The organism is Nocardia sp. NPDC005366 (genome assembly GCF_040606855.1).
In the GTDB taxonomy this organism is placed as follows: Bacteria; Actinomycetota; Actinomycetes; order Mycobacteriales; family Mycobacteriaceae; genus Nocardia.
In genome coordinates this window covers 127,074-152,402 of sequence record NZ_JBEXFQ010000008.1, presented here as the reverse complement: position 1 = coordinate 152,402, position 25,329 = coordinate 127,074, and the positions used below count along the sequence as shown (strand labels likewise).

Annotated in this window: 24 protein-coding genes; 13 read left to right on the top strand and 11 right to left on the bottom strand. The window is 65.9% G+C overall.

Going from position 1 to position 25,329, the window contains the following annotated elements; all coding sequences use genetic code 11:
- Positions 1-100 precede the first annotated feature (100 nt).
- From ABZS43_RS12110 to ABZS43_RS12100, 3 genes are all read left to right on the top strand, one after another.
- Positions 101-400, top strand: coding sequence for a hypothetical protein (locus ABZS43_RS12110; RefSeq protein WP_355035881.1), 300 nt, complete (start codon positions 101-103; stop codon positions 398-400).
- Positions 401-746: 346 nt separating this feature from the next.
- A complete protein-coding gene (locus ABZS43_RS12105) occupies positions 747-1,433 on the top strand; it encodes a response regulator transcription factor (RefSeq protein WP_355035880.1) in 687 nt (228 codons plus the stop codon).
- 83 nt (positions 1,434-1,516) lie between these two features.
- Entirely contained in the window at positions 1,517-2,515 is a 999-nt protein-coding gene (locus ABZS43_RS12100; RefSeq protein ID WP_355035981.1) for a HAMP domain-containing sensor histidine kinase, read from the top strand.
- A gap of 74 nt (positions 2,516-2,589) precedes the next feature.
- Here ABZS43_RS12100 and ABZS43_RS12095 read toward each other — a convergent pair whose 3' ends face one another.
- The 6 genes from ABZS43_RS12095 to ABZS43_RS12070 form a co-directional block, all read right to left on the bottom strand.
- The gene (locus tag ABZS43_RS12095) at positions 2,590-3,366 is read right to left on the bottom strand and encodes an SDR family oxidoreductase (RefSeq protein ID WP_355035879.1); all 777 of its coding nucleotides are present in this window, start codon (positions 3,364-3,366) and stop codon (positions 2,590-2,592) included.
- 146 nt (positions 3,367-3,512) lie between these two features.
- The gene (locus ABZS43_RS12090; RefSeq protein WP_355035878.1) at positions 3,513-3,800 is read right to left on the bottom strand and encodes a DUF1330 domain-containing protein; all 288 of its coding nucleotides are present in this window, start codon (positions 3,798-3,800) and stop codon (positions 3,513-3,515) included.
- 77 nt (positions 3,801-3,877) lie between these two features.
- Positions 3,878-4,792, bottom strand: a complete 915-nt coding sequence (locus ABZS43_RS12085; protein ID WP_355035877.1) for a cutinase family protein — start codon at positions 4,790-4,792, stop codon at positions 3,878-3,880.
- Positions 4,793-5,669: 877 nt separating this feature from the next.
- Positions 5,670-6,377 (bottom strand): hypothetical protein, encoded by a 708-nt coding sequence (locus ABZS43_RS12080; protein WP_355035876.1) that lies wholly within the window; start codon positions 6,375-6,377, stop codon positions 5,670-5,672.
- Between the two features lie 329 nt (positions 6,378-6,706).
- Positions 6,707-7,468, bottom strand: a complete 762-nt coding sequence (locus ABZS43_RS12075) for an enoyl-CoA hydratase (RefSeq protein WP_355035875.1) — start codon at positions 7,466-7,468, stop codon at positions 6,707-6,709.
- A gap of 58 nt (positions 7,469-7,526) precedes the next feature.
- Positions 7,527-7,985, bottom strand: coding sequence for a MarR family transcriptional regulator (locus tag ABZS43_RS12070; protein WP_355035874.1), 459 nt, complete (start codon positions 7,983-7,985; stop codon positions 7,527-7,529).
- 97 nt (positions 7,986-8,082) lie between these two features.
- Between ABZS43_RS12070 and ABZS43_RS12065 the strand changes: the two genes are divergently transcribed.
- Both ABZS43_RS12065 and ABZS43_RS12060 read left to right on the top strand, forming a co-directional pair.
- On the top strand, positions 8,083-8,865 hold the full coding sequence (locus ABZS43_RS12065; RefSeq protein WP_355035873.1) for a class III extradiol ring-cleavage dioxygenase: 783 nt from the start codon (positions 8,083-8,085) through the stop codon (positions 8,863-8,865).
- A gap of 30 nt (positions 8,866-8,895) precedes the next feature.
- Positions 8,896-9,432, top strand: a complete 537-nt coding sequence (locus ABZS43_RS12060) for a DoxX family protein (RefSeq protein ID WP_355035872.1) — start codon at positions 8,896-8,898, stop codon at positions 9,430-9,432.
- A 13-nt stretch (positions 9,433-9,445) separates the two neighbouring features.
- Here ABZS43_RS12060 and ABZS43_RS12055 read toward each other — a convergent pair whose 3' ends face one another.
- On the bottom strand, positions 9,446-10,657 hold the full coding sequence (locus ABZS43_RS12055) for a phosphatase PAP2 family protein (RefSeq protein WP_355035980.1): 1,212 nt from the start codon (positions 10,655-10,657) through the stop codon (positions 9,446-9,448).
- A gap of 265 nt (positions 10,658-10,922) precedes the next feature.
- Positions 10,923-11,537, bottom strand: a complete 615-nt coding sequence (locus ABZS43_RS12050; RefSeq protein ID WP_355035871.1) for a TetR/AcrR family transcriptional regulator — start codon at positions 11,535-11,537, stop codon at positions 10,923-10,925.
- 256 nt (positions 11,538-11,793) lie between these two features.
- On the opposite strand from ABZS43_RS12050, the gene ABZS43_RS12045 reads away from it, so the two are divergent.
- The 4 genes from ABZS43_RS12045 (at position 11,794) to ABZS43_RS12030 (ending at position 16,017) form a co-directional block, all read left to right on the top strand.
- Positions 11,794-12,732, top strand: a complete 939-nt coding sequence (locus tag ABZS43_RS12045; protein ID WP_355035870.1) for a metal-dependent hydrolase — start codon at positions 11,794-11,796, stop codon at positions 12,730-12,732.
- Positions 12,732-13,892 (top strand): hypothetical protein, encoded by a 1,161-nt coding sequence (locus ABZS43_RS12040; protein ID WP_355035869.1) that lies wholly within the window; start codon positions 12,732-12,734, stop codon positions 13,890-13,892. The genes ABZS43_RS12045 and ABZS43_RS12040 overlap by 1 nt, the downstream gene beginning before the upstream one ends.
- Positions 13,893-14,424: 532 nt before the next feature.
- Positions 14,425-14,841: an OB-fold domain-containing protein gene (locus ABZS43_RS12035; RefSeq protein WP_355035868.1), complete on the top strand. Its 417-nt coding sequence runs from the start codon at positions 14,425-14,427 to the stop codon at positions 14,839-14,841.
- Between the two features lie 33 nt (positions 14,842-14,874).
- Entirely contained in the window at positions 14,875-16,017 is a 1,143-nt protein-coding gene (locus ABZS43_RS12030) for a thiolase family protein (RefSeq protein ID WP_355035867.1), read from the top strand.
- 117 nt (positions 16,018-16,134) lie between these two features.
- Here ABZS43_RS12030 and ABZS43_RS12025 read toward each other — a convergent pair whose 3' ends face one another.
- Complete coding sequence (locus ABZS43_RS12025) at positions 16,135-17,682, bottom strand: amino acid permease (RefSeq protein ID WP_355035866.1); 1,548 nt, start codon at positions 17,680-17,682, stop codon at positions 16,135-16,137.
- Between the two features lie 99 nt (positions 17,683-17,781).
- Here ABZS43_RS12025 and ABZS43_RS12020 point away from each other — a divergent pair, with 99 nt between their 5' ends.
- The 3 genes from ABZS43_RS12020 to ABZS43_RS12010 all read left to right on the top strand — a co-directional run bounded on the left by ABZS43_RS12020 (position 17,782) and on the right by ABZS43_RS12010 (position 21,831).
- A complete protein-coding gene (locus tag ABZS43_RS12020; RefSeq protein ID WP_355035865.1) occupies positions 17,782-18,930 on the top strand; it encodes a transposase in 1,149 nt (382 codons plus the stop codon).
- Between the two features lie 205 nt (positions 18,931-19,135).
- Complete coding sequence (locus ABZS43_RS12015) at positions 19,136-20,509, top strand: FAD-dependent oxidoreductase (protein WP_355035864.1); 1,374 nt, start codon at positions 19,136-19,138, stop codon at positions 20,507-20,509.
- Between the two features lie 140 nt (positions 20,510-20,649).
- Positions 20,650-21,831, top strand: coding sequence for an AI-2E family transporter (locus ABZS43_RS12010; protein ID WP_355035863.1), 1,182 nt, complete (start codon positions 20,650-20,652; stop codon positions 21,829-21,831).
- A gap of 4 nt (positions 21,832-21,835) precedes the next feature.
- Here the strand turns inward: ABZS43_RS12010 and ABZS43_RS12005 are convergent, their stop codons facing one another.
- Entirely contained in the window at positions 21,836-23,212 is a 1,377-nt protein-coding gene (locus ABZS43_RS12005; protein WP_355035862.1) for an NtaA/DmoA family FMN-dependent monooxygenase, read from the bottom strand.
- A 17-nt stretch (positions 23,213-23,229) separates the two neighbouring features.
- Positions 23,230-24,282, bottom strand: coding sequence for an LLM class flavin-dependent oxidoreductase (locus ABZS43_RS12000; RefSeq protein WP_355035861.1), 1,053 nt, complete (start codon positions 24,280-24,282; stop codon positions 23,230-23,232).
- A gap of 157 nt (positions 24,283-24,439) precedes the next feature.
- On the opposite strand from ABZS43_RS12000, the gene ABZS43_RS11995 reads away from it, so the two are divergent.
- Positions 24,440-25,279: a class I SAM-dependent methyltransferase gene (locus ABZS43_RS11995; RefSeq protein WP_355035860.1), complete on the top strand. Its 840-nt coding sequence runs from the start codon at positions 24,440-24,442 to the stop codon at positions 25,277-25,279.
- Positions 25,280-25,329: the final 50 nt, after the last annotated feature.

Sequence of the window (25,329 nt, the reverse complement as noted above, 5' to 3'; positions counted from 1 at the left end):
CGGCCGAATGCGACGACTCCACATCCGCCGCTCGATAGCCCAACGGATGCGTAGATTTGGACGGTTCACTGGATTCGGCCTCCTCGCCGTCGGCATAATCGTGCCGGTAGTCCTCATCGGCCTGTTCATTTGGGGCTCGATCCGTCAGGAGTTGGACCCGCCCCCGGCGATGCGGCATGCCGCATCGACCGAGGTGACCGGATTCGAAACTGTCTCCACCAGCAAGGAAAATCTCGACCGCCTGGTCGTTTCGAAAATCTTCATCGGTCCCGTGGTCGACCGTCCACAGGACCGCAAAGTCTCCCCTGGCGCGGCGTTCCGGGAAAAGGGCAGCCCCCTTGGTCCGGCCGGTGCCTACTGGCTTGTCTGTCGGAAACCCAGCGTGACGAAAAGTCTCTAGCAGCGAAAAGATCCTGCTGGTAATGGAATTCGCGTGTGGGGAGGGGTAGTCCCGAACGGCATCTGGTCGTATCGAAGCCCGCACTTGCGCAACCGCGTGAGCATGGCCAGCGGCGACCGGGTCGAGGGGTAACTACGTCACGACGATGTGAACCTGGCAGGCAGGGTGGGTGTCGGTCTGACAATCAGCCCGGGGTAGATGTTGTGCCCCTGCCCTCGTGGTCGAAGCGAACGAGGGCCGGATCGACCGTGGAAGGGTGCCAAAGAGGTGATTCGGCACGTAAAACGCACCGAATCTCCACATTCGCCATGGATGCTCTCCACACGGACTGGTTAGGGTTCCGATCATGGAACAGAACGGGCGGGCGCGGCGGATCCTCGTGGTCGACGACGAAGTGACCATCGCGGAATCGGTCGCGGCCCGTCTGCGGGCGGAGGGGTTCACCGTCGAGCTGGCCCACGACGGGCCCGCGGCGGTCGCCGCTGTGCGGTCGAACGAACCCGCCCTGGTGGTCCTCGACGTGATGTTGCCGGGTTTCGATGGACTGGAAGTGTGTCGTCGCATTCAGGCGGGACGGGCGATCCCGGTGCTCATGCTCACCGCGCGCGCCGACGAAACCGACCAGCTCATAGGACTCGGCGTCGGCGCCGACGACTATCTCACCAAACCGTTCTCGATGCGGGTGCTCGTCGCTCGCGTGCACGCGTTGCTGCGTCGCGTCGATCGGGCGGCCGACCGCGACGGCGCGACGATTGTCGTCGGTGAACTGCGCATCGATGTCGACCAACGTCGGGTGTGGCGGGCCGAGAACGAAGCCCAGCTCACCCCACTGGAATTCGAGTTGCTCGCCCGGTTGGCCCGTCGTCCCCGCGTCGTGCTGGCCCGCGAACGACTCCTCGAAGAGGTGTGGGACTGGGCCGACGCCGCGGGCACCAGGACCGTGGACAGTCACGTCAAGGCGCTGCGCCGCAAACTCGGGGCCGACCTGATCCGGACCGTGCACGGCGTCGGCTACGCGCTGGAGGCGCCGTGATCATGCCGTCCGCCGATCCCGACTCCGCTCGCCCGGCACGTGCGGACGGAGTGCGGAAGCGGGTGCGGGCGTTGGCCGATCGAATGGCGGGGATGCTGCCGCGTCCGCTCGATCCGGTGCGCTCGATCAAGTTGAAACTGGCGATTCTGATGGTGGTGTCCGGTGGTGTCGCGTTCGGGTTCTTTCGATTCCGGATCGGCTGGTTGCCGCCGAAGACCACTCTGGCCGCCCTCGTGATCGCGCTGGTCACTTCGCAATTTCTCGCGCACGGTATTACCCGGCCGCTGCGGGAGATGACGGCGGCGGCGAAACGGATGGCGCAGGGCGATTACACGCGACGGGTGCGGGCCAGTTCACGCGATGAAGTGGGTCAACTGGCCGAGGCGTTCAATCAGATGGCCGCCGACTTGGCCGCCGCCGATCAGCAGCGCCGTGACCTCATCGCCAATGTGTCGCACGAACTCCGCACTCCGATCACGGCACTCAACGCGGTGCTGGAGAATCTGGTCGACGGAGTGTCCGAGCCCGATCCCGGCGCCTTGCGCACCGCTCTCGCCCAAACCGAGCGCCTGGGCCTGCTCGTCTCCGAACTTCTCGATCTGTCGAGTATCGAAGCGGGGGCGTTTCCCCTCGATCGCGAGGATGTCGCCGTCGCGCCGTTATTGGCGCAGGTGATCGCCGAGGCCGAGGTGACGGCGGCTGCCTTCGGCCGGGGGGTGCGTTTCCGTACCGAGGTGCGATCCGGCGGCGTGTGCGTCCACGCGGACCGTGCTCGGTTGCATCAGGTGCTGCTCAACCTGCTCGACAATGCCGCCCGTCACGGCCCCGCCGGTGGTGAAGTGCGCATCGCGGCGGGCGCCGCGCACGGGCGAGTGGTCATCGATGTCGAGGACGACGGTCCCGGAATCCCGGAAGCCGAACGAGCAAGGGTTTTCGACCGTTTCACCCGGGGAGGTCGCACCGACGGCGGCGGGACGGGCCTCGGCCTCGCGATCTCCCGGTGGATCGTGGAACTCCACGGCGGCACCATCGCCGTCGCCGATCCCGGCTCTCGTATCCGCGTGATCCTCCCCGACCGCTGACCTCGTCTTCGCCGTGCGGTCGGCCAAGGCCGTCGTCCACGTCCGAGTCGGCGGCGAAGAACCGCACGCCGCGCTCAGCGGGTCGTGCTCACCCCACCGTCGACGGGAATGATGGCGCCGGTGATGTAGGAGCTGGCACGGCTGGCGAGGAACACCGCGATGCCGGCGATATCGTCCGGGCGCCCGATGCGTTTGAGCGGGAATTGTTCGGCGATGGCGTCGCCGCCGGTTCGCAGTACCGCGGCCGACATCTTCGATTCGAAAAGTCCGGGCGCGATCGCGTTGACCAGTATCTCGGGAGCCAATTCGGCGGCGAGGTGACGGGTGAGCATATGCACCGCGGCCTTGCTCGCGCTGTAGGAGAAGTTGTCGAAGCCCGCGATCGGGACTCTGAGTCCGTCGATACTGCCCGTATTGATCACCCGCGCCGGATTATCGGGTGTGGCCGCGTTCCGCAACATCGGCAGCAACGCGCGGGTCAGGGTGAAGACGCTTTTGACATTGAGGTCGAATGTCTTGTCCCAGGCGGAGTCGGGAAACTCCTCGAGCGGCGCTCCCCAGGTCGCGCCCGCATTGTTGAACAGGGCGTGCACGGTGTCGACGCGCTCACCCAGTGCGTTGACGAGATCATCGATGCCCGCTCCGGTACTCAGGTCGGCGGGGATGGCCTCGATGCGACCGAGCGGCGTCAATTCCTCGACGGTGGCGGCGAGTTCGGCGGCTTTGCGGCTGCTCACGTACACGGTGGCGCCTGCGTGGAGCAGACCTCGCGCGATCATCTTGCCGATGCCGCGCCCACCGCCGGTGACGACCGCTACTCTGCCGTCCAACGCGAATAGGTCGTAGGACATTGTCACTCCTGTGCGGGCCGTGCCTGAGAGATGGCGAGAGCGGAATCGGCGAACCCGTGGCCTCCGACCGCCGATCGTGTCGAAGGCGTCCGCACCCCGCCGCGGTGGGCGGGTGCGGATCGGGACCACGGGTTCGCCGCGAAGTCCTACAGTCCGTTGACGATCACAACGTTGGCGTCCGCCGCTGCCTGGCGCAGGGGGATCGCCGCCTGGTATTCCTCGGACTCGTACCAGGCCCGCGCTGCCTCCGGCGATTCGAATTCCAGCACTACGGTCTGGTTTCCATGCCATTCGCCCTCGAGTACTTGGGATTTGGTATCGACGGCCAGGACGGTAACTCCCTTGGCCATCGCCTTCGCGGCGGCCTTGCCGTATTCGGCCATTTTGCTCGGATCTTTGATCGCCTCGGTCACGATCACATAGCCTTTGGACACTCGGATCACCCTTCACGCAGGAGTCGACGTCGACTCTTCAGCAGAAGGTACCAAAAGGGAACCGTGAGGGGACATGCTCAGGGACGGGCCGCCTCGATCAGACGTTGACGCAGCCAGGTCATCGGGGTGACGCCGTCGGGGCCGACGTTGTACGAGGGGTAGCTCTGGTGGGCGCCGGACTTCAGGAAATTGTCGACTTGCTGTTTGCGTTGTTCGTAGGCGGAGCCGTTGAGTTGGTCGGACAGCAGCCCGAGGCCGCCCGCCGCCAGCGCGTCACCGATGAGTTCGTTGGCCTGCCCCTGATAGCTGTCGATCTTCGTGGGATCCGGATTCGACAGTTGGACAACGAAACCGGCGATCCGCCCGGCGAAGTCCCCGTCGGGCATGGCGCAGTACAGATCGCCGTCGGCGCAGAAGGTATAGGTCTGCGGGGAGAGCCAACCGAAACCGCCCAACCGCGGCCCACCGGCTCCCGCACCGCGGACCGGGGGACCGATCAGTGTGTCGGCGGGCGAGCGACGGGGATCGGAAATCAGCCCGACCAGCGCCACGCGATGCGCCGGGACGACGCCGAGTCCGGTACCGATCTCGGCCGCGAGATCGCCCGCCGCGTCCGCGCCCTGGCTGTAGCCGAGCAAGGCGACGCGAGTCTCGTCGCACGTCCGCGCCACGGCGGCGATCAATCCGCGCGCCTTGTCGATCGCCTCCTGCTTGGAGCGGCCGTACACCTCGCCTTCCCAGGGGAACGCGGTCGCCGCGTAATTGACGTAGTCGACCTGGGTATCCCCGGGCAAATTATCCGCGCTCAGCGCGAGTATGCCTCTACCCGGATCGGAATTGGACGTTTCCCAGGTGCCGGGAATCGCTACGACATACAGATCGGGGCATTGGGACGGTGCGCCTCCCGCAACGGACGCGCCGCCGAACTGGAGGGCGGCGACCGCCATCGTCGCGACGCAGACGGCGGCATTGGTCTTCCATCGTGTCAGCATTGTGTACTCCGTGTATTCCTGCCGAAAGGGTGTATTCACTGCCGAAAGTCACTCGGTCGATGTAGTGCCCGGGTCGGTTGCGCAATACAAGGCGGATCCCCTGTCGGCACAAGGTCTGGCGAGAGTGCCGTGACACGGTATTGATGGAGTACGGGGACCGCCCGGGAATTGTAATCCACGAATGTGCACGGCGGGTGCTGCTCTGCCGTACCGATTTTCGGCACGGCGGCTCGACGACAAGTCGAACTATATGCAGCGGTCGGATTCGTCCCAGTTTCCGAAACCGGGAGACGGCAGCGGCCCGTCTCGGCAGCTCACTCGGTTTGTTGCGCGCATATGTTCACACCTGTCCAGTCCGCTCACGGAGTTCAACCCGACGAATCGATGCCGATACTCGGTGGTTGCCATCCGGCCGTGTCACCGACGAAGGGCGACGCGGGGCGTGAGCCGCGCTCCGCACTTCGACGTAACGGAATACTCATTAACATACAGGATGTTATGTCGACCCGTGGATGTTTTCGGGACAGCGGGGACGCGAACTTCTCACCGATTGCCGAGCGCGAGCGACCGCTCGGGGACGCCGATCGTCCTGGCTGTTCGGTTCGAATGAGATGTGCAGATCATGATCGGCTTTCGATGCGCGAGCCGTGAATGCGCTGGGTCGACCGACGCGTCCTGGCCGAGGTGCTCAACCGGAGATGCCGAACGCTTGCCGGTGGCGGCGAATGCGGTGTGATCCATCGCTACCGCGCCGTGCCGTTGGCATCGTTCAAATGAACAGTCGATAACTTCTGTGTTGGCGCTGCCGCTGGCATCGGTCCCGTTACGAGCGATGCCCGTCCGGCACGGGGCCGGACGGGCATCTAGGTTCGCTGCCCTATTTGGCGGGCGCGACGAACGGCTGGTTGATCGTGGCGAAGTACTGGATCGCCGCGCCGATCGCGACCGGTGCGGTCACGAACAGCTGTCCGGCGACGGTGCCGAGCGCGCCGACGGCGGCGATGCCGCCGATGCAGCCGATGATCGCCGCGGGCACGAACGGGCCGAACAGTCCGACGATGGTGGCCGAGGCGACGGTCGCGCCCGCGATGCCGCCGAGGACGCAGCCGAGGGCCGCGCCGCCCAGTCCGCCGACCAGGGTGCCGGCGGTGGCGCCCATCGCGATGGTGTCCTTCATGCGGTTGAAGGCGGACTGCTCGCGGTCGTATTCACTCTTCCACGGCGCCTTCTCCTCGTAGGGCAGGGCCACCGGCTTGTACGTCGCGTGTGCCATATCGAGTTGCGGGGTGAGTGTGGCGGTGTGACCGGCGATGTCGGCGGCGATCGGGAATTCGAAGTCATCGACGCGGAACGAGAGCGGCGTGCCCGCGAGCACCGTTCCGTCAGCGGCCTTGATCTTGAAGACGCCGTCTTCGGCGACGAGGGATCCGGCATCGGTCCCGATGACGGTGGACGATCCGACGGTGTCGGCGGTGAAGTTGACCGGGGCGTCGGCGGGGGCGGGGGCGGCGTTGACGGCGCCCGCGGTGACGCCGAGTGCGGCGATCAGAAGTGCCGACGTGGCGGCAAATTTCCTCATCAGCATTTTCTCAGGTACCTCAGTGGATTCGGTTCGGAAGGGGACGATTAGATAACAATCGATCCCAGCGAACAGATGGTTAACTCACTGTGTCCATCGTTTGAAACTCTGTTCTCCGCGGTGTCGTGAGGTATGTGATTGCCGTGAAACCCGCAGTTCACAGGGCACTTCTGTGGAGGATTCGATTCCTGTGAGAGAGCAGTATCACACTCCGCTCGCGTATCGCGAATGAGGTATTCAGCGTGTATGTCTGGATTGGGGCAAATAGTTGAATGTGATACTTCTGTGATCGACGTGCTGGTGCCGCAGTCAATGCTGCTGCGGCACCCGCACTTTCAGCTCGTCCCGCTTATTCTGGCCTTCATCGAGGCCAGCCTCGCCGCGAACTCCGGTGATTCGATCGAGGCCACCTGTGGCACGATCTCGGCGTCGACGGCGTCGGCGTGCGTGTCCAGCGTCGCGGTATGTCGCATGGTCCGCTTGGTGGTCCTCAGCAACTCACGCGGCGCTTCGGCCGCCCCGCTGGCGAAATCGACGGCAGCGGCGAGGAGCGCGTCGTGGTCTCCGTCCACCACTCGATGCGCCAATCCGGCCGTGTGCGCCGCCTCGGCGTCGAGGATCTCCCCGAACAGGGTCATCGCGAGCGCCCGCTGTGGACCCACCGCGCGTTGCAGCATCCAGGTCATGCCGCCGCCGGGATGAATTCCGAGCCGGAGGAACCGCGCGTCGAAGCGGGCACGCGGACCCGCGATCCGTACATCCGCCGCCAGGGCCAGATTGAGTCCAGCGCCCACCGCCGCGCCGCCCACGGCCGCGATGGTCGGCAGGGAACATCGCGCCACGGCGAGGAATCCGTCGTAGATCGCGCGCAGCCCCTGCTCGCGTGCCTCGCCGAGCGCCGTCAGGTCGGCGCCCGCGCAGAACGCGGGCGGGGTTCCCGTGACGATCACCGCGTGTACGTCGTCATCGCGCTCGGCCCCGTCCACCGCCGCCGCCAACTGCTCGGACAGGTCCAGTGTCAACGCGTTGCGCCGGTCGGGGTCGTGCACGGTGATCACCGCGACTTTGCCCCGCCGTTCACTTCTGATCTCGGCCATGGCCGGATCGTAGGCAACGGCGTCGGCCGGGTGGCTGGGTGGTGGGGTGGAACCGCCCCTACCGGGATTGGATCCGGCGGGCGACTTCCCCGAGGCCGTCGGCCAGCGCGGTGAGTTGCGCCGGGGTGAGGACGTCGACGAGTAGTTCGCGGACCTGGGCGACGTGTTTCGGCGCGGCTCGGTCGAGGGTGTCGCGGCCGTCGCCGGTGAGTACCGCGGTGACGCCGCGCACGTCGGTCGGGCAGGCTTCGCGGCGTACCAGCCCGGCTTTCTCGAGTTGGCCCACCTGATAGGTCAGGCCGCTTTTGGAGTTGACGAGGGATTCGGCCAGTTCGGTCATCCGGAGCCGGCCTTCGGGGGCTGCGGCGAGCCGGACCAGTACCTCGTACTGGGTATGGGAGAGTCCGGCGTCGCGCTTGAGTTGCTGTTCGATTTCCCGGTTGAGCAGCGCCCATCCGGACAGCAACGCCTGCCAGGCGCGCATCTCCTCGTCGTCGAGCCAGTTGGTTTCGCCCATCTTCGGCAGCGTACCGATGTTGTTCGAATTCGAACAACTGGGTATGCTGCAAGTAGGGTTGTTCAAATTTGAACAACATTGATACGAGAGAGGCGCCATGACCGCAGCGCAATCCACGCGGATGCCCGTTCTGTATTTGTCGCACGGCGCGCCGCCGCTGGCCGACGATCCGGTCTGGCCGGGGCAGTTGGCGTCATGGTCGGCGCGGCTACCGAAGCCGACAGCCGTACTGATGGTCTCGGCGCACTGGGAGGATGCCCCGATAGCGCTGGGCGCCACCGAAACGGTGCCGTTGATCTACGACTTCTGGGGTTTCCCGCAGCACTACTACGAGGTTCGCTATCCCGCCCCCGGCGCTCCCGAACTCGCCGATGACGTGCGCAAACTCCTCCACGCGCCCGGTCTGGCCGTCCAGGACGCCCCCGAGCGCGGCCTCGACCACGGCGCGTATGTGCCGCTGGCCGAAATGTATCCGGACGCCGACGTGCCGGTTCTGCAGATGTCGCTGCCGACGCTCGATCCGGCCGGACTGTTCGATATCGGGCGCGCTTTGGCGCCGTTGCGCGACGCCGGGGTCTTGATCGTCGGCAGCGGTTTCTTCACCCACAATCTCCGTGCGCTCACCGACGACGGCTCGGTCCATCCGGTGATGACCGAATTCGACGACTGGGGCCGCCGCGCACTGGCCTCCGGCGATATCGACGCGCTGCTGGATTTCGAGAACAAGGCTCCCGCATCGCATCTCGCGCATCCGCGCACTGAGCACTTCGCGCCGTTGTTCGTCGCGTTGGGGGCGGGTGAGGCCGATATGGCTACCCAACGCAGCGTCATCGATGACTTCTGGCACGGTTTATCCAAACGCTCCATCCAGTTCGGCTGACCTGATCAACCACCTGATAGGAGATTCGCTATGGGGACCACGGTATCGAATCGGCCGGTGCTCACCGCCCCGGCGGCGAGCCAATCCGCGCTCGACCTCGGGTTACTCATCATCCGTGCGGTCGTCGGTGTGACCATGGCCGGGCACGGCACTCAGAAGTTGTTCGGTTGGTTCGACGGCAACGGCATCTCCGGGACCGGCCGATTCTTCGAATCCAGCGGTTACCCGCAGGGTGAGACGATGGCGGTGATCGCCGGTCTGAGCGAGTTCCTCGGCGGTATCGGGCTGGTCGTCGGCCTGGTGACTCCGCTGGCCGCCGCCGCCATTCTCGGCGTCATGATCAACGCCATCGCCGTGAAGGGCACCGGTGAATTCTTCGGCCAGAAGGGTATCGAATACGACCTGGTCCTGGCCTGCACCGCCGCGGGGCTCGCATTGACCGGGCCGGGACGCGTCGCGCTCGACCACTACCTACCCGGCCTGCGCTACCAGCGTCTCGGCTACGGCATCGCCGCCATCGTCCTCGCTGTCGTGACCGCGGCGGTGGTGCTCGTCATCCGGGGCTGAGTCACCGTTTCCCTCATCCACGCTGGAGTTCGACCGCGCGCGCGACCGGTTCCGGGTCGGGTCGCGCGGCGAACCAGGTCCGGTAGAACACGATCGAGAGTGCGGTGAGCGTGCCGAGGATCGCGATGCCGAAGGGAGCGGGGTAGGTCGCCATGGGCAGCGCGAGGAAACGCGTGCACAGCAGAACGCCGACGAAGGTGGCGACGCCGAGCGCGACCACCGTCGCGCGGGGGCGATCCCACCCGCGGTCCGGGTCGCGCAGCGCCGATTCCACGGTCAGGCACAGTGCCGCGCCCGCCACCAGATCGACGCCGTAATGCGCCCCGAGTCCGAGCGTCGCGGTGAGGGTGCACACGAGCCAGAACGCGCCGCCCCAGCGTATCCACAACGGCCCACGCCGGGAGTGGATGAACAGTGCCAGCGCCCACGCGGTATGCAGCGACGGCATGCAATTGCGGGGAGTGATGGCGTCGAAGGGCATAGATTCCACCGACGTGGGCAGCGGCGGAACAAGATTCGGCCATACATCGGCCAGTTCCATTCCGTGTCCCCACGACCCGAAGGCGAGTACCGGTCCGACCACGGGAAAGAGCACGTACCCGATCGGGCCGATGAGGCCGAGGACGAGAAAGGTCCGCACCAGGTGATGACGGGGCCATGGACCCGAGGTCACATGGCGCAACTGCCAGGCCGCGACGACGATGGCGGCGACGGGAAGTTCGAAATACACCCAGCGCACCACGCCGAGTGGCACCGGTCCCGCCACATCAAGCGCGTGTCCGACGACCCAGGCCGGACTGCCGAGCGCCCGATCGGCCAACTCCACATAGGGATCGAGAACCTGTGGGCAGGCCCACGCGGTGATGTCCAACCAGATCTCGCCGACCTTCGTCGCCAGGATGAGCAGTGCCCCCAGGGCGATCGTGCGCAGTGCGGTGCTGCGGCGCACACCGGACCAGCGCAGCGCGGCGATGAGCGCCAGCGCGGTCAACACGATGGTCGGACCGTTGCCGACGGTGAACGGCCTGCCGTCGACGGTCCGGATCACGACGAAGATCAGATCGATGACGACCGCGGCGGCAAGGGCGTTCACCCGCGCCCGGGCGGTGACGCCGACCAGCGCGAGCAGGAAACCCGCCCACGGAGTCGTCGCGGATTTCGGAACCCCGGCATAGTCACGAAAGAGACTGGTCAGCGGGCCGAGCGCGTGGATGTGAACGGCCATGAACTGGCCTGCGACGAGCACGAGCACCGCGGCGGCGATCCATACCCAGACGATCGAGGGCTGAAAGCGACGCGCCCGGAGTCCTTCCGCACCCAGTGGATCGGGTGGTGAGGTCGGACTGCCGTGCGCGTCGTGAATAAGCATTCGGCCATCGTAAACACGATATGAACATGGTGAGTCGGAGCACTGAACGTGGGGCGACGCGGGACGCTTCCTGCGACGTTGCCGCCTTCGGTCAGCGGGGCCGGTCGGCGGCGGTGTCGGGTTACCTCGGTTGGTCGACCTGGGCGATGATCGCCGTCCCCATCCAACGCCGCAGATATCGGCGCAGATCCTCTTGGCTCCGTGGGGGATTGCCGGGGGAGAGGAAGAACGACTGCATGGTCCGCAGGACGTATTCGACGAGTTCGTGCAGGGATTCGTCGTCGTAACCGCAGCTGTGCCAGTCGACATCGAAACGTCGGATCATCGTCATGCCGAAGGTCTGCGCCTCCTCGGAGGTGAGGCTTTCGGTGTGGACGTTCGAATACGTGCTCGAGAGCAGAATGCCCAGGTGCGGTATCCGGCGCACTTCGGTCAGCGTGAAAACCACGGCCTCGGTCATCGCTTCGGCGGGATCTTTCATGCCGCTGACATGCTGGGTAAGCCGATCGAGAAAATTGTCGACCGACGCGAACGCCGCGGCGCGCATCAGCGCATCGGAGCTGGGGAAGTATCGGTACACCGTCTGGCGGATGACGCCGAGTGATTCCGCGACGTCGGCGATGCTGATCTCCGCGCCCGTTCGTCCGATCAGATCGACCGCGGCGGCGACAATTCGACGAGACGCTTCTTCGTCGTCGTTCGGCGGACTTCCGCCCCACCCGCGCCTGCCTGCCACTGCCCGCTTCCTCGGCTCGAACCGTGTCCGTCGTTGCGTGCGAATCGGTCCGCGGAGGATCTTCACCGGCCGTCTCGCTCGAGCGCTCGACGCTACCACAGGGCTGTTACTCGGCTGTTGTGCCAGTTCGGGGCGATGCTGCCGATTTAGATCATACAAATGAATGAGTCTGTGTATGATCGCAAATGCCATGGCTTCGGCACACCCGAACGGTCCCATCAGCCCGGACCGTTCCCGGAAGACGAGGTATAGCCAAGTGACCGACCTACAGGTCCGGAAGATGCGTTTCGCATTCGCGGACTACGACGTGCCCTTCCTGTGGAACGAGGAGAATCCGGCCTTCTCATCGATGGCCAATGCGGTATCGCTGCTGGCGATCGGCTTCGAGAAGATGATCGTCAATATGATTCGCGAGGCCATGCCACGGATCACCGATCCCGCGGTCGCGCAGGAAGCCGACGCGTTCGTGCGCCAGGAAGGCCAGCACTCGACCGCCCATCGCCAACATGCCAATGGCCTGATCCGGCGGTATCCGGGGTTGCAGGAGACTCTCAACGAAGTGATCGCGGCATTCGATCGCCTCACCGTGGAGACATCCCTCGAATACCGGCTCGCCTACACCGCGGACCTGGAGGCGACGTTCACTCCGGTCTTCAAACTGATGCTCGACAATGATTCCTCCCTCTTCCGTCCGGGAGACGACCGCGTCGCGTCACTGTTCCTCTGGCATTTCGTCGAAGAAGTAGAACATCGCAGTTCCGCACTCATCATCTTCGATTCCGTCGTGGGCAGCGACGTGTACCGGATGCGCATGGCGCCGTCGATCTTCCGGCACGTGATGAAGGTGATCCGAGTGGCGTGTGAAGGTTTCAACAAGCATGTGCCGCTGGAGGAGCGCAAGGTCGACGCCATGGCGATGTTCGCGTCGTACCGGTACAAACAGCGGCTGCGCAAGTGGCTGCCCGCTCTGCGCGCGCGGGACAACGGCCCGATGCTGCGGGCTTTCGATGACCTGTCCATCGGTCCGCAACTCGTCGCGCTGATGGGAGTCGTCCGCAGCCAATTGCCCAAGCACAATCCAGATCACGAGAAGTTGCCCGCACTCGCCGGTGTGTGGTTCGAGCGCTACGACGCGGGCTACGACGTCTCGCACTGGTACACCGCCGACTCGGTCACATCGCCGCGGGTGGACTGATGGCCGATCATTGCGCACCCACCTTCGAACGGCTCGCCGGGGAACTCGGCTTCTCCTGTGCGGAGGCGGGCGGACTCGTCGAGTTGCGAAATCCTTTCGCGCTGGAGAACTGGACGCTGCCCGTCCTCGAATTCACCATCGTGCTCGGCGCCGTCCTCGCGCTGATCTACGCGATTCTGCGCCTGCGCCGCCACGGCGATCCCACCAATCTGGTGGTCTGGTTCGGTGCGACCGCCTACCTGTTCATCATCGAACCGCCGCTGTATTTTCCCGCGGCCTTCGGTATCGATGAACATGTCGACACGATGTTCGCGCACAACGTCTTCACCGTGGAATTCCTCTGGGGCCGACTTCCGCTGTATATCGTCGCGATCTACCCGCTGATGGCAACGCTGGCCTTCGAAACCGTCCGGACGCTCGGAGTGTTCCGCCGGTACGGTGTTCTCATCGGCGCGGTCTGCGTCGGCTTCGTCCATCACGCCTTCTATGAGGTCTTCGACCATATCGGCCCGCAGTTGCGGTGGTGGGAGTGGTCGGTCGACAACCCGATCAACCAGCCGATGTTCGATTCGGTCCCCATTCCGAGCGTGGTCGTCTTCGCCGCGCTGTGGCCGATGTCGCTGGCGTTCTTCGTGCAATTGCTCGTCGGTCGCCACGTCGATGACGGACGGAAATTCTCGGGCGGGCAACTTCTCTGGCGCACCGTCGCCATCGGCGTTCTGGGATCCCTCGGCACGGGGATATTGCCCATCCCCGCGACGGTATTCGGTGCGGGCAGCGACACCGTGCGTGGCTTCCTCTACGTGGCGGAACTGGTCGTCGTCTCCGTTGTCGCCGTCGTGGCGCTCACCCGCCAGTGGCTCCGGCTACGACGCGACGAGTCGGACGCCGCGCGCTATTCGAACCGATTCGTCCAGATATACAGCGTGGTGTATCTGTGCGTGATGGCGTTGCTCTGGGCGACCGCGCTGCCCGACTACTTCGACGCCGTGAATGGTTCGACGAGCAACGGCGACCCGGTCGGGAATCTCTGGTACACGCTGGCCTGCTTCGCCATCGCGACACTCTGCGTGGTCGCCACATTCACGGTGCCGCGCGGCGAATCCGACGGCGGTGCAACTCCTGCTCCACGCGACGCCGAGGTGAGTCACACCGCGTAGTCACTCTGTTCGAGTAATCCGGTCCGGTCTCGTGGCGCCCGCCGCGAGGCCGGACCGGATTCGCGTATGCGGACACCGATCGGCCGTGAGCCGCTGAGGGCCGCCTCTGTCCTGTATTCGAAAATTCTTCTTGCCACTCTTCGTTGCCGGGTGTGCCGCGGGACCCGGCCTGGAGGTTGACTCCGCCGTTCGCGCATGGAAATCTGTCTTCGGGAATTGAGAATCAAATTCTCCATGGAGGATAGTCGGTGTGCATCTCGTGGTCGGCGGTTGCCGAGCGGGCGGACGAACCCGTGGTGCGCGACGACGAAGTCGTCCGGCGGGTACGCGCCCGGCGGCGGCCCGCTCGGCGCGGAGCTCGTGATCCGAGCGTCGAATGCCGATGTCATCACGTTTCGAGCGAGGGCGGGTGAGCTCTCGCGCCGACGCACCGCAACCGCCGTATGTCGCAGTCGTGTGCGAATTCGCCGAGGCCGGGCCGCCACATGACAACACCGAGCTCGCAAGAGAAATCAACAGAGGAGGACGATAGATGGCGAAAGCACTCGCGCCGGAAGTCTCGACGTGGCCCGAAGAGAATCCGCAGCTGATCGGCAGCCGATGCAACGGATGTGGAGCCACGACGTGGCCCCGCCAGCCGCGGTGCCCGCAGTGCAGTGGCGCCGACATGTCCGATTTGCTGCTGCCGCGCACCGGAACGCTGGTGGCCTGGACGACACAGGGATTCGTGCCCAAGCTGCCGTACGCGGGCAAGGAAACCGCCGAGAACTTCGAGCCGTTCGGCATCGGTCTCGTCCAGTTGGGCGATGAGGTCCGCGTCGAGACCCGTTTGACCGAATCCGATCCGGCTGTTCTGCGTACCGGCATGGATGTCGAGCTGACTTTCATCCCTCTCTACGTCGATGACGCGGGGGACGAGGTCATGACATGCGCTTTCAAGCCGGTGTGACGCCGACGTCACGGAACAACTAAGGAGCTTCACATGAATGACGTTGCCATTATCGGCGTTGGTCTGCACCCATTCGGCCGCTTCGCCAAAACGGCGATCGAGATGGGCGCCGAGGCGATCCAGCTCGCACTGTCCGACGCCGGAGTCGAGTGGAAAGACATCCAGTTCGGGTTCGGCGGCAGCTACGAGGTCAGCAACCCCGACGCGGTGACCCGCCTGGTCGGACTCACCGGTATTCCGTTCACCAACGTGTTCAACGCCTGCGCGACCGCGGCCAGCTCGATCGAGCAGACCGCGGAGGCGATTCGGTCGGGCCGATACGACATGGGTATCGCTGTCGGCATGGACAAACACCCCCGTGGGGCGTTCACCGACGACCCGTCCAAGCTGGGCCTGCCCGCGTGGTACGCGGAGAACGGGCAGTTCGTGACCACGAAATTCTTCGGGATCAAGACCAACCGCTACATCGAACAGCACGGCATCTCCCAGCGGACGCTCGCCAAAGTCGCGAACAAGAACTTCCGCAACGGCGCGCTCAATCCGAATGCCTTCCGGCGCAAGCCGATTTCGGAAGACGAGATTCTCGAGTCGGCGATGTTGAACTATCCGCTGACGCAGTACATGTTCTGCTCGCCGGACGAAGGCGCCGCGGCCGTGATCATGTGCCGGGGCGATCTCGCGGCCCGTTACACCTCGAAGCCGATCTATCTGCGGTCGAGTGCGATCCGGACGCGCCGCTACGGCGCCTACGAGGTCCACAGCACCTGGGCCGCGGTGAACGAGGATGTATCGCCCACGGTCTACGCCTCCCGCGCCGCCTTCGAGACGGCCGGAATCGAGCCCTCGGACGTCGATGTGATCCAGCTCCAGGACACCGACGCGGGCTCGGAGGTCATTCATATGGCCGAGAACGGTTTCTGCGAGGACGGTGAGCAGGAGAAGCTCATCGCGGAAGGCGCGACCGAGATCGGCGGCAGGCTTCCCGTCAATACCGATGGCGGCCTCATCGCGAACGGCGAGCCGATCGGCGCCTCCGGTATCCGGCAGGTGTACGAAATCGTCCAGCAGTTGCGTGGAACGGCGGGTGATCGGCAGGTGCCCGGTAACCCGAAGGTCGGCTATGCCCAGGTCTACGGTGCGCCCGGAACCGCTGCGGCGTCCATCCTGACCACCTGACAACCGGAAACGCGTGGTCACCCGGCAGGAACGGCGACGGGCCGATCACTGTCTCGCCGGGCCCTATCCGGGTACAGGGGATCGCCGGCGTCTCGGGCGCCGGCGACGACCTCCCTCTCAGGCGTCGGCGGGGCCGGGCACCGCTGCCTCGGTGACGGTGCGTTTGGGGCCGGTGAACCAGCGGCGAGCCGAGGCGAACCACCAGACGGCGATGGCGCCGACCACGCCGACCAGCGTGATCGGCGCGTAATTGACGGTGGTCCAGGTGAATTCGTCGTTCCATGGGTAGCCGCGGTCGTCGGTGGGCAGGATGAACAGCAGGCTGATCGCGACGATCCACAGCAGTGCCACCACACCGATCGGCCGATACCAGCGGCCGAGTCGCCACGGGCCGGTCTGGAATCGGGAGCCGTGCACCTGGCGCAACAGGACCGGGATGCCGTAGGCGATATAGAGGCCGATGGTGGCGACGGAGGTGGCCGCGGCATAGGCGGTCGGGGCGTTGGCCGCGGGCACGAGCATCGACGGAATCAGCAGGATGAAGGCGAATACGGAAATGAAGAGAACCGCGTTCACCGGAACCTTGCGCGCGGAGAGTTTCGACCACAGTGCCGAACCCGGTACCGCGCCGTCGCGCGCGAAGGCGAACAGCATGCGCGAGGCAGAGGTGACCGAGGCGTAGCCGCAGAACAATTGGGCGATCGCGGCGATGATCAGCAGCAGCCCCGACCAGAAGCCGTTGAGCGAATTCTCCAGGATGTAGATCACCGGGTAGCCGCTGTTCTTCTCGGGGTCGAGCGCGTCGTCGAGATTCGGGATGGCGAAGGTGACGGCCATGATGAGTAGATATCCGGCGATCGCCGAGACGATGATGGTGTTGATGATGCCCTTGGCCGCCATGCGGGCCGCGTTGTGGGTTTCCTCCGACATATGCGCCGAGGCGTCGTACCCGGTGAAGGTGTACTGCGCGTGCAACAGGCCGAGCAGAAAGCTGAAGGCGACGCCGCCGAAACCGATCGCGCTGTTGTCGACCGTCTCGGTGAAGACGAAATCGACGCTCTGATGGTGTCGTGCGCCGATACCGAGCACAAGCACGAAGATCGCGACACCGCCCACATGCCACCAGGCGGAGATGTTGTTGATCACCGCCGACAGGTGCGGCCCGATCGCGTTGAGTACCGCGTGTAGCACCAGAATGGCCGCGAAGACAAGGAATATCGCGGTGCGGTCGGTGCCGATCTCGATGCCGATGACATTGAGCACCACCGTGGTGAAGATGGCCGCGCCGTAATCGATGGCGGCGGTCACCGCGATCTGGCCGATCAGGTTGAACCACCCGGTGAACCAGCCCCAGACCGGCCCGCCGAGTTCGGAAGCCCACCAGTAGAGGCCGCCCGAGGTGGGATAGGCCGAGGCCAATTCGGCCATCGCCAAGCCGACGAACAGGACCATGATCGAGACCAGCGGCCAACCCCACGCCATCGTGATGGGTCCGCCGTTGGCGAGTCCGATGCCATAACTGGCGAGTCCGCCGGTGAGGATCGAGACGATGGTGAAGCTGATCGCGAAATTGGAGAATCCGGACCAGGATCGCGCCAATTCCTGTTTGTAGCCGAGTTCGGCGAGCCTGCGTTCGTCATCGGATCGGGACTGAATTTCGGTCATCGTGTAACCGCCTTGGATACCCCGTCGTTCACGGCGGGGAGGAAAAGGGGGGCGTGTCGCTTGTGTTGCATCGCAGTATCTTTCGATAGAGTCGAACACATGGGTGAAGTGGTGCGCTACACCTACAGGCTGCGGCCTGGACGCATCGCTGAAGCTGCTTTGCTGGCCGAGTGGGGCCGGTGTCGATGGCTGTGGAACGAAGCCGTCCACCAGCAGAGGTCCGGCCGGAAACCGACGTTGGCGAAGCTGGGGAAGCTGTTGACCGAGGCTCGGTCGCGGATGCCGTGGCTGCGTGAAGGGTCCCAAGTTGCCCAGCAGCAGATGTTGCGGGCTTACTCCGTCGCGCTCGACCACTCGTTCACGGTGAAAGGTCGCGGCCGTCCGGTCGTCGAGGCGCGGAAGAAGGCCTTGCCTTCGCTGGAGTACACCACGCGTGGGTTCGGTATCAGCGACGGGCGACTGACCCTGCCGAAAGGCATCACCATCCCGGTCGTGTGGTCGCGGGAGTTGCCGTCGGCGCCGACGTCGGTTCGGGTGTTCCAGGATTCGCTCGGGCATTGGTATGCCTCGTTCGTGGTGCGTCGCGAGATCTCGGCGTACCCGCATGGTGAGGGCGGTGTCGGCGTCGACTGGGGTGTATCGACCACGGCCACGACGACCGATCCGGCGTTCGACCTGCCTTACCTCGGGCATCGGAAACGGTGCGCTGCCGAGTTGGGGAAGGCGCAGCGGAAGATGGCTCGACGTTATCGGAAGGGTCGGCCCAGTAGCAGGGGTTACGCCGAGGCGAAGCGTCAGGCTGCCAAGCTGGCGAAGAAAGCCGCCCGCCAGAACATCCATGACTCCCGTGTGTGGGCGAAGAGGGTTGTCGAGCGCCATGATCTGATCGCTGTCGAGGATTTCAAGCCCATGTTCCTGGCGAAGTCCACGATGGCCCGTAAGGCTGCTGACGCCGCTATCGGTGTGGCGAAGCGTGAGTTGATCGAGCGTGCTGGGCGGGCCGGGCGAAGGGTGGTGTTGGTTCGGCCCGCTTATACGACGATGACGTGTAGTTCGTGTTTCGTGAGAGCCAAGCGACTCGAACTGCACGAACGTGGTTTCGTGTGTTCTTTCTGTGGTTTCACCGATTCGAGGGACCGCAACGCCGCCAGAGTGATTCTGGCTGTGGCAGAACGGGGCCACACCAGTGTCGATGACGTGAGACAAGCGGATTCACCTCCTTCGGGGGTGGGTTCGGTTGCTGTCTGAGCTGGAAATCTCCCCGCGTTCAGACGGGAGAACCGTTAAGCGTGCTCCCGCGTGAAAACGCCGCCGTCGCACGGCGTTTGCCAGAAGATCAGTGTGAGGTAGTCCCGGGTGCGGCGCAGCGCATCCCACAAACTCGGCGCGCACCGCATATCGGTCGGCGACCGGGTGCGAGCGGGTGCGCGCCCGGCGACGTAGCGTGATCGGCATGAGTGAGCGACTGGTGATCGTCGGCGGGGACGCGGCGGGCATGGCGGCGGCATCGCAGGCTCGCAGGCTGCGTAGCGCGGATGAAATGGAGATCGTCGCGTTCGAAAGGAGCCGGTTCACCTCGTATTCGGCGTGCGGTATCCCGTACTGGGTCGGCGGGGATGTGCTCGAGCGCGATGCGCTCATCGCCAGGAACCCCGAGGAGCACCGGGCCCGCGCAATCGACCTGCGCATGCGCACCGAGGTAATCGAGCTCGATATCGACGCCCGCCGGGTCAGGGCGAAAGAACTGGAGTCGGGCGTCGAAACCTGGCTTTCCTACGACAAACTCGTGCTCGCCACCGGCGCGCGCCCGATCCGCCCCGAATTGCCCGGAATCGACGCCGATGGTGTGCACGGGGTACAGACCCTCGACGACGGACAGGCGCTGCTCGACACCCTCGACCGGACCGAGGGTAAACGGGCGGTGGTGGTCGGCGCGGGATATATCGGCGTCGAGATGGCCGAGGCGCTGATCAATCGAGGCTACGAGGTGACCATGGTGCATCGCGGCGCCCAGCCCATGTCGACCCTCGATCCGGATATGGGCGCGCTCGTGGCCGTCGCCATGCGCGGGATGGGGATCGAGATCGTCTGCGAGGCGGAGGTCGTCGAAATCCGCGCCGACGATTCCGGGCGGGTGCGCGCGGTGGTCACCACCTCGGCGGAATATCCGGCCGACGTGGTGGTGCTCGGCATCGGGGTGAAGCCGGAGACGACGCTCGCGCGCGCCGCGGGGCTGCCGCTGGGCGAGCACGGCGGCTTGCTCACCGATCTCGCCATGCGGGTGCGCGGATACGCCGACATCTGGGCCGGTGGCGACTGCGTCGAGGTCCTCGATCTCGTCTCCGGACGCGAACGCCATATCGCCCTGGGCACCCACGCGAACAAGCACGGGCAGATCATCGGTACCGGCATCGGCGGCGGATACGCGACCTTCCCCGGCGTCGTCGGCACGGCAGTGAGCAAGGTCTGCGATCTCGAAGTCGCGCGAACCGGGTTGGGCGAGAAGGAGGCCGCCGCGGCCGGGCTGCAATTCGTCGTGGTCACCATCGAATCGACGAGCAGGTCGGGGTATTACCCAGGGACGGCCCCGATGACGGTGAAGATGATCGCTGAACGGCGGACCGGGCGTCTGCTCGGCGTGCAGATCGTCGGGCGCGACGGCGCGGCCAAACGGGTCGATATCGCCGCGGTCGCCATCACGGCCGGGATGACCGTGGAACAGATGACCGCCCTCGACCTCGGTTACGCACCGCCCTTCTCGCCGGTCTGGGATCCCGTGCTGGTGGCGGCCCGCAAGGCGACGAGCGCGGTGCAGGCCCGCGGGTAGCGGTCGAGGTCGGGCCCGCGACGGTAGACGGCGAAGGCAGGGAGCACGCGGTCGGTATCGTCCCTGCGGACCCGCGTGGTTCCGGGGAAATTCCCGCGTCGGCATCTGCCCAGGCGCGTCGTGCGTGCAAGACTGGCGGCGTGAGCGGGCCGAAAGAGGAAACCAGCGGGGCAGCGGCGAAGCAGACCCCCGATCGCGGAGATGTGATCGGGGGCGGGATTCTGTGGCTGGCCAAATGGTCGTTGTGCATTGTGGCGATCGCGGCGGGGGCGTGGGTACTCGGATTCCTCACGGCCCGACTGTGGGTGGTGATATTGCCGGTCGCGTTGGCGATCGTGGTGGCCACCGTGCTGTGGCCGCCGACGCGCTGGCTGACCAACCACGGGTGGCGTCCGGGTGCGGCGGCGTCGGTCACGGTGCTCGGATTTCTCGCACTGCTCTCCGGGGTGATCGCCCTGATCGTCCCGTCGGTGGTGGATCAAGCGCCCGAACTCGCCGATAAGGCGACCGCGGGCGTCAACCAGGTGCGGGACTGGTTACAGGGACCGCCGTTGCGGGTGCGCGACGAGCAGTTGGATTCCGCCGTCGACGCGATCGTGTCGCGACTACAGTCGAGCGCCGAACAGATCGCGACCGGCGTCTTCAGCGGAGTCAGTACCGCGACCTCCGCATTGATCACGCTGTTCCTCGTTCTGGTGCTGGCGTTCTTCTTCGTCAAGGACGGGCCGCGCTTCCTGCCGTGGACGCACCAGGTGTTCGGCAGCCGCAGCGGTCGCCACGTCGAGGCGGTACTCGAGCGGGTCTGGGCGATGCTCGGCGGATTCATTCGGACCCAGGCTCTCGTCAGCCTGATCGACGCGGTGTTCATCGGCGCGGGTCTTGTCATCCTCGGCGTGCCACTGGCACTGGTGCTGGCGGTGATCACCTTCATCGGCGGATTCATCCCGATGGTCGGCGCTTTCGTCGCGGGCGCGCTCGCCGTGCTCGTCGCGCTGGTCGGCAACGGGCTGACCACGGCGTTGATCGTGCTCGGCATCATCATCGCGGTGCAGCAGTTGGAAGGCAATGTGCTGCAACCGGTTCTGCAGAGCCGCAGTATGAAGTTGCATGCCGTCATCGTGTTGCTCGCCGTCACCGCCGGCGGCTCCCTCTACGGCATCGTCGGCGCGTTCCTCGCGGTGCCGGTGGTCGCGATCATCGCGGTGGTGATCCGGTATATCGGCGAGCAGATCGACGCGGTCACCGACCCGGCACCGGATTCGGGCGGCGACGTGGCGCCCTCGCCCGAACCCGATTCCGATACCGCGCCCGCCGCCGAGTAGCCGCTCAGGCGCGGCGCGTGAGCGGGGCGCGCAGACCGAGATGCTCACGCAAGGTGGTGCCGGTGTATTCGGTCCGGTAGACGCCGCGTTCCTGGAGTTCGGGAACCAGCCAGTCGACGATCTCGTCCAGACCCGTCGGCACCAGGTAGGGCGAGATATTGAATCCGTCGGTGGCCCCGTGCCGCACCCAGCGGGCCAGCTCGTCGGCCACTGCGGCGGGGGTCCCCGCGAAACCGGAACGGGCGGTTGTCGCGATGACGACCTGTCGCAACGACAGGTTCTCGGCCTCCGCCCGTGCCCGCCATTCACGGGCGATCGCGAGCGGATCCTCCCCGCCACGCGGTGCGCCTCGGGTTTCGGATATGGGTCGCGGCTGCGGGTCCTCCTCGGGAAGCGGGCCGTCGGGATCTCGATCGGACAGATCCTTGCCCCAGACCTGACCCGCCAGTGACAGCGCCGTCTGTCCGGTGTACTGGCCTTCGCGCACCCAGCGCACCTTCTCCTCGACTTCGGATTCCTTCTGCGCCAGCACGATCTGGGTTCCCGGCAAGATCTTGATGTCGTCCTCGGGCCTGCCCGCCGCGCGCAGCCTGGTCCTGATGTCCCGCGCGAAGGCGAGCGCGTCGTCGAAATGGGTTCCGTGCCGGGAGAAGATGACATCGGCGTGGGCGGCGGCGAAATCGCGGCCCGCGGGGGAGTCCCCGGCCTGAAAGATCACCGGATGCCCCTGCGCGCTGCGCGGCAGGGTCGGGCGGATGTCGGCCCGGATGTGCTCGCCCGCGCGTTCGACCGGACCGATCGCGCCGGGCTCGGCCCAGTTCGCGCTGTGCTGGGAGGTCGCGATCGCGTGATCGCGCCAGGAATCCCAGATCTCGCGGACCGTGCTGACGAATTCGGCGGCCCGGTCGTAGCGGTGCGCGTGGTCGAGGTAGCCGCCGCGGCGGAAGTTCGCGCCGGTCCACGCGTTATCGGTGGTGACGGCGTTCCATCCGGCCCGGCCGCCGGAGATCACGTCGAGTCCGCTCAGTCGCCTGGCCAGATCGGCCGGTTCGTTGTAGGTGGTGTTCTGCGTCGCGACCAGGCCGATGCGCTCGGTGATACCCGCCAGCGCGGCCAACTGCGCGATGGCGTCGGGGCGGCCGGCGATATCGAGTTCGAGGATTCGGCCGTCCTGTTCGCGCAGGCGCAGACCCTCGCCGAGGAAGAAGGCGTCGAAGAGGCCGCGTTCGGCGGTCGTGGCGACCCGGCGGAAGGTTTCGAAATCGATCTGCGACCCGCTCGCCGGATCCGACCAGATCGTCGTGTGGTTGACACCCTGGAAGAAGATCCCGAAATGGACGTGCGCGTCGGGGCGCGGAACGGCGGCGGGTTGGGCGGTCATTCGGTCGTCTCCTTCGATCAGTGCGTGGCCGCGTAGCGGTTCGCCGGGCGAGGCAGCCCGAGTTCGGCCCGCAGGGTCGATCCGGGGACGGGACGGTGCGCGAGGCCGGTGCGGAGCAGGGCGGGCAGGACCAGGCGGGACAGCACCGGAAGGTCTTCATCGATGACCGCCGGACGCAGGCGCACGCCGTCGAGGTGCGCGGCGAGTCGTGTGAGCAGGTCGACCAATTCGGCGGCCGAACCGGCGAACGACAGTCGTCCGGTGGTGAACGCGGGGACGTGCCTGTCGAGTTCGGTGAGCCGGTCCGCGGCGGTCGCGGTCGGGGTATCGAGTGCGACGGAGATCTCACCGAAGGTGCGTGGCGAGTCGGATCCGTCCGCCGCCGCGAGGAGTTCGTCGACGGTCGACCCGGTGACGAGCCGGACATCGACATCGCCCTCGGCACCGAAGATCACCGGCTGTCCCTGCGGTGGGCGCGGCACGATCGCCGGACCCTTCACCGAGAACCTCTCGCTCTCGAAGTCGATGTAGTGCAGGCGGTCACGGTCGAGGAAACGTCCGCTCGCGTAGTCGCGGATGACCGCGTCGTCCTCCCACGAATCCCACAGTCGCCGCGCCACCTCGATCGAATCGCGTTGCTCCCCCGCGAGATCGGCTTCGGCCGATACCACGGGACGTCCCCAGGCAGCGGCGGCGCGCTCGTCATCGATGCGCTGCGCTATCCAGCCCGCGCGGCCCTTCGACGCGTAATCCAGCGTGGCGATCTGCGAGGCGGTGTGGAACGGTTCGGCATAGGTGGTGGCCACGGTCGGCACGAGTCCGATAGTGCTCGTCGTCGCCGCGACGAACGACGCCCGCGTCACGGCGTCGATCCGGCCGGGTATCGCGTCGCCGGGCAGGATCGAATCCGCGAAGGTCGCCAGGGTGAATCCGGCGTTCTCCGCGGCGGCCACCCGGTCCCTGACCGTGTCGCCCGACAGCAGCCGATCCGGTGACCGTCCCGACCGCCGCCACGCCGCCGGATGGTACCCGTCACCGTCGAGCTCGATGCCGACCCCGAATACGCCCATACGTCACCTGCTTCCATCCACTGCCCGAATCTCTAGGATTCGACCTGCTCGCCGCGACCGCGACGGTTTGCCTCGCCCTGATCGGAACGTATCGATCGGGAATATTCGGCAGGTGATTCCGCCGCGCGCCCAGGGGGCAGCGACCACACTGTTCTCGGTGACCACATTCCGCCTGTCGCCCGAGCGACGTGATGAACTGGCCGCACTCCTCGGCGACGAGCACCGGCTGCGCGACGCCTATCCGGCGATCGCCGACTACCTCGATTCCGCGCCCCGATTGGCAGGTACCGGCGACGATGCCGCCGACAGCGCTTTCGATCTCAGGCTGCTGCATTACCTGACCGGCGGTGCGGCCGATAATCCGTACTGGGAGATCGTCGGGCCCGCCGTCGCCTCCGGGCCCGCGATTCGCGGACACAGGCGTGAAGCGAACGGCGGTAATCACCGCGGCAGCGCCCGGCTCGGGTTCGCTCAGACCGTGCTCCAGTCGGCGTACTCCTACGCCATCCCCGCGCCGGAGACCCTGGACTGGATCACCGCGTGCTGCAACGGCCGTCGCGTCGTCGAACTCGGCGCGGGACGCGGCTACTGGGCCGCTCAGCTGGCCCGCCGCGGCGTGGACGTCCTCGCCTTCGACGCCGCGCCGCCCGGCATCCGATCGAATCTGTCGTTCCCGCGGACCTCCGGTGTTCCGCTCAGCTGGCATCCGGTCGGCGATCTCGCCGATTTCTCCCGTGCCGACATCACCGATGCCGTTCTGCTGCTGTGCTGGCCGCCGGGATGGAGCGACCCGATGTCGTCGGAGGCGTTGAACGCCTACCGGGAGGCCGGGGGCGACCGGCTCATCTATATCGGCGAACCGCGCGGCGGCAGAACCGCGAACGACACGTTCTTCGCCACTCTGGAGGTCGAATGGGTTCTCGCGGACCAGGATCCCGATTTCGTCGCCTGGTGGAATCTCGCGGACGTCGCCCAGTACTGGCGCACGCGCGGCTGAGCGCGATCGTTCTAGTCTGCTACTCTAGAGCACGACTCTAGAGAAGGAGT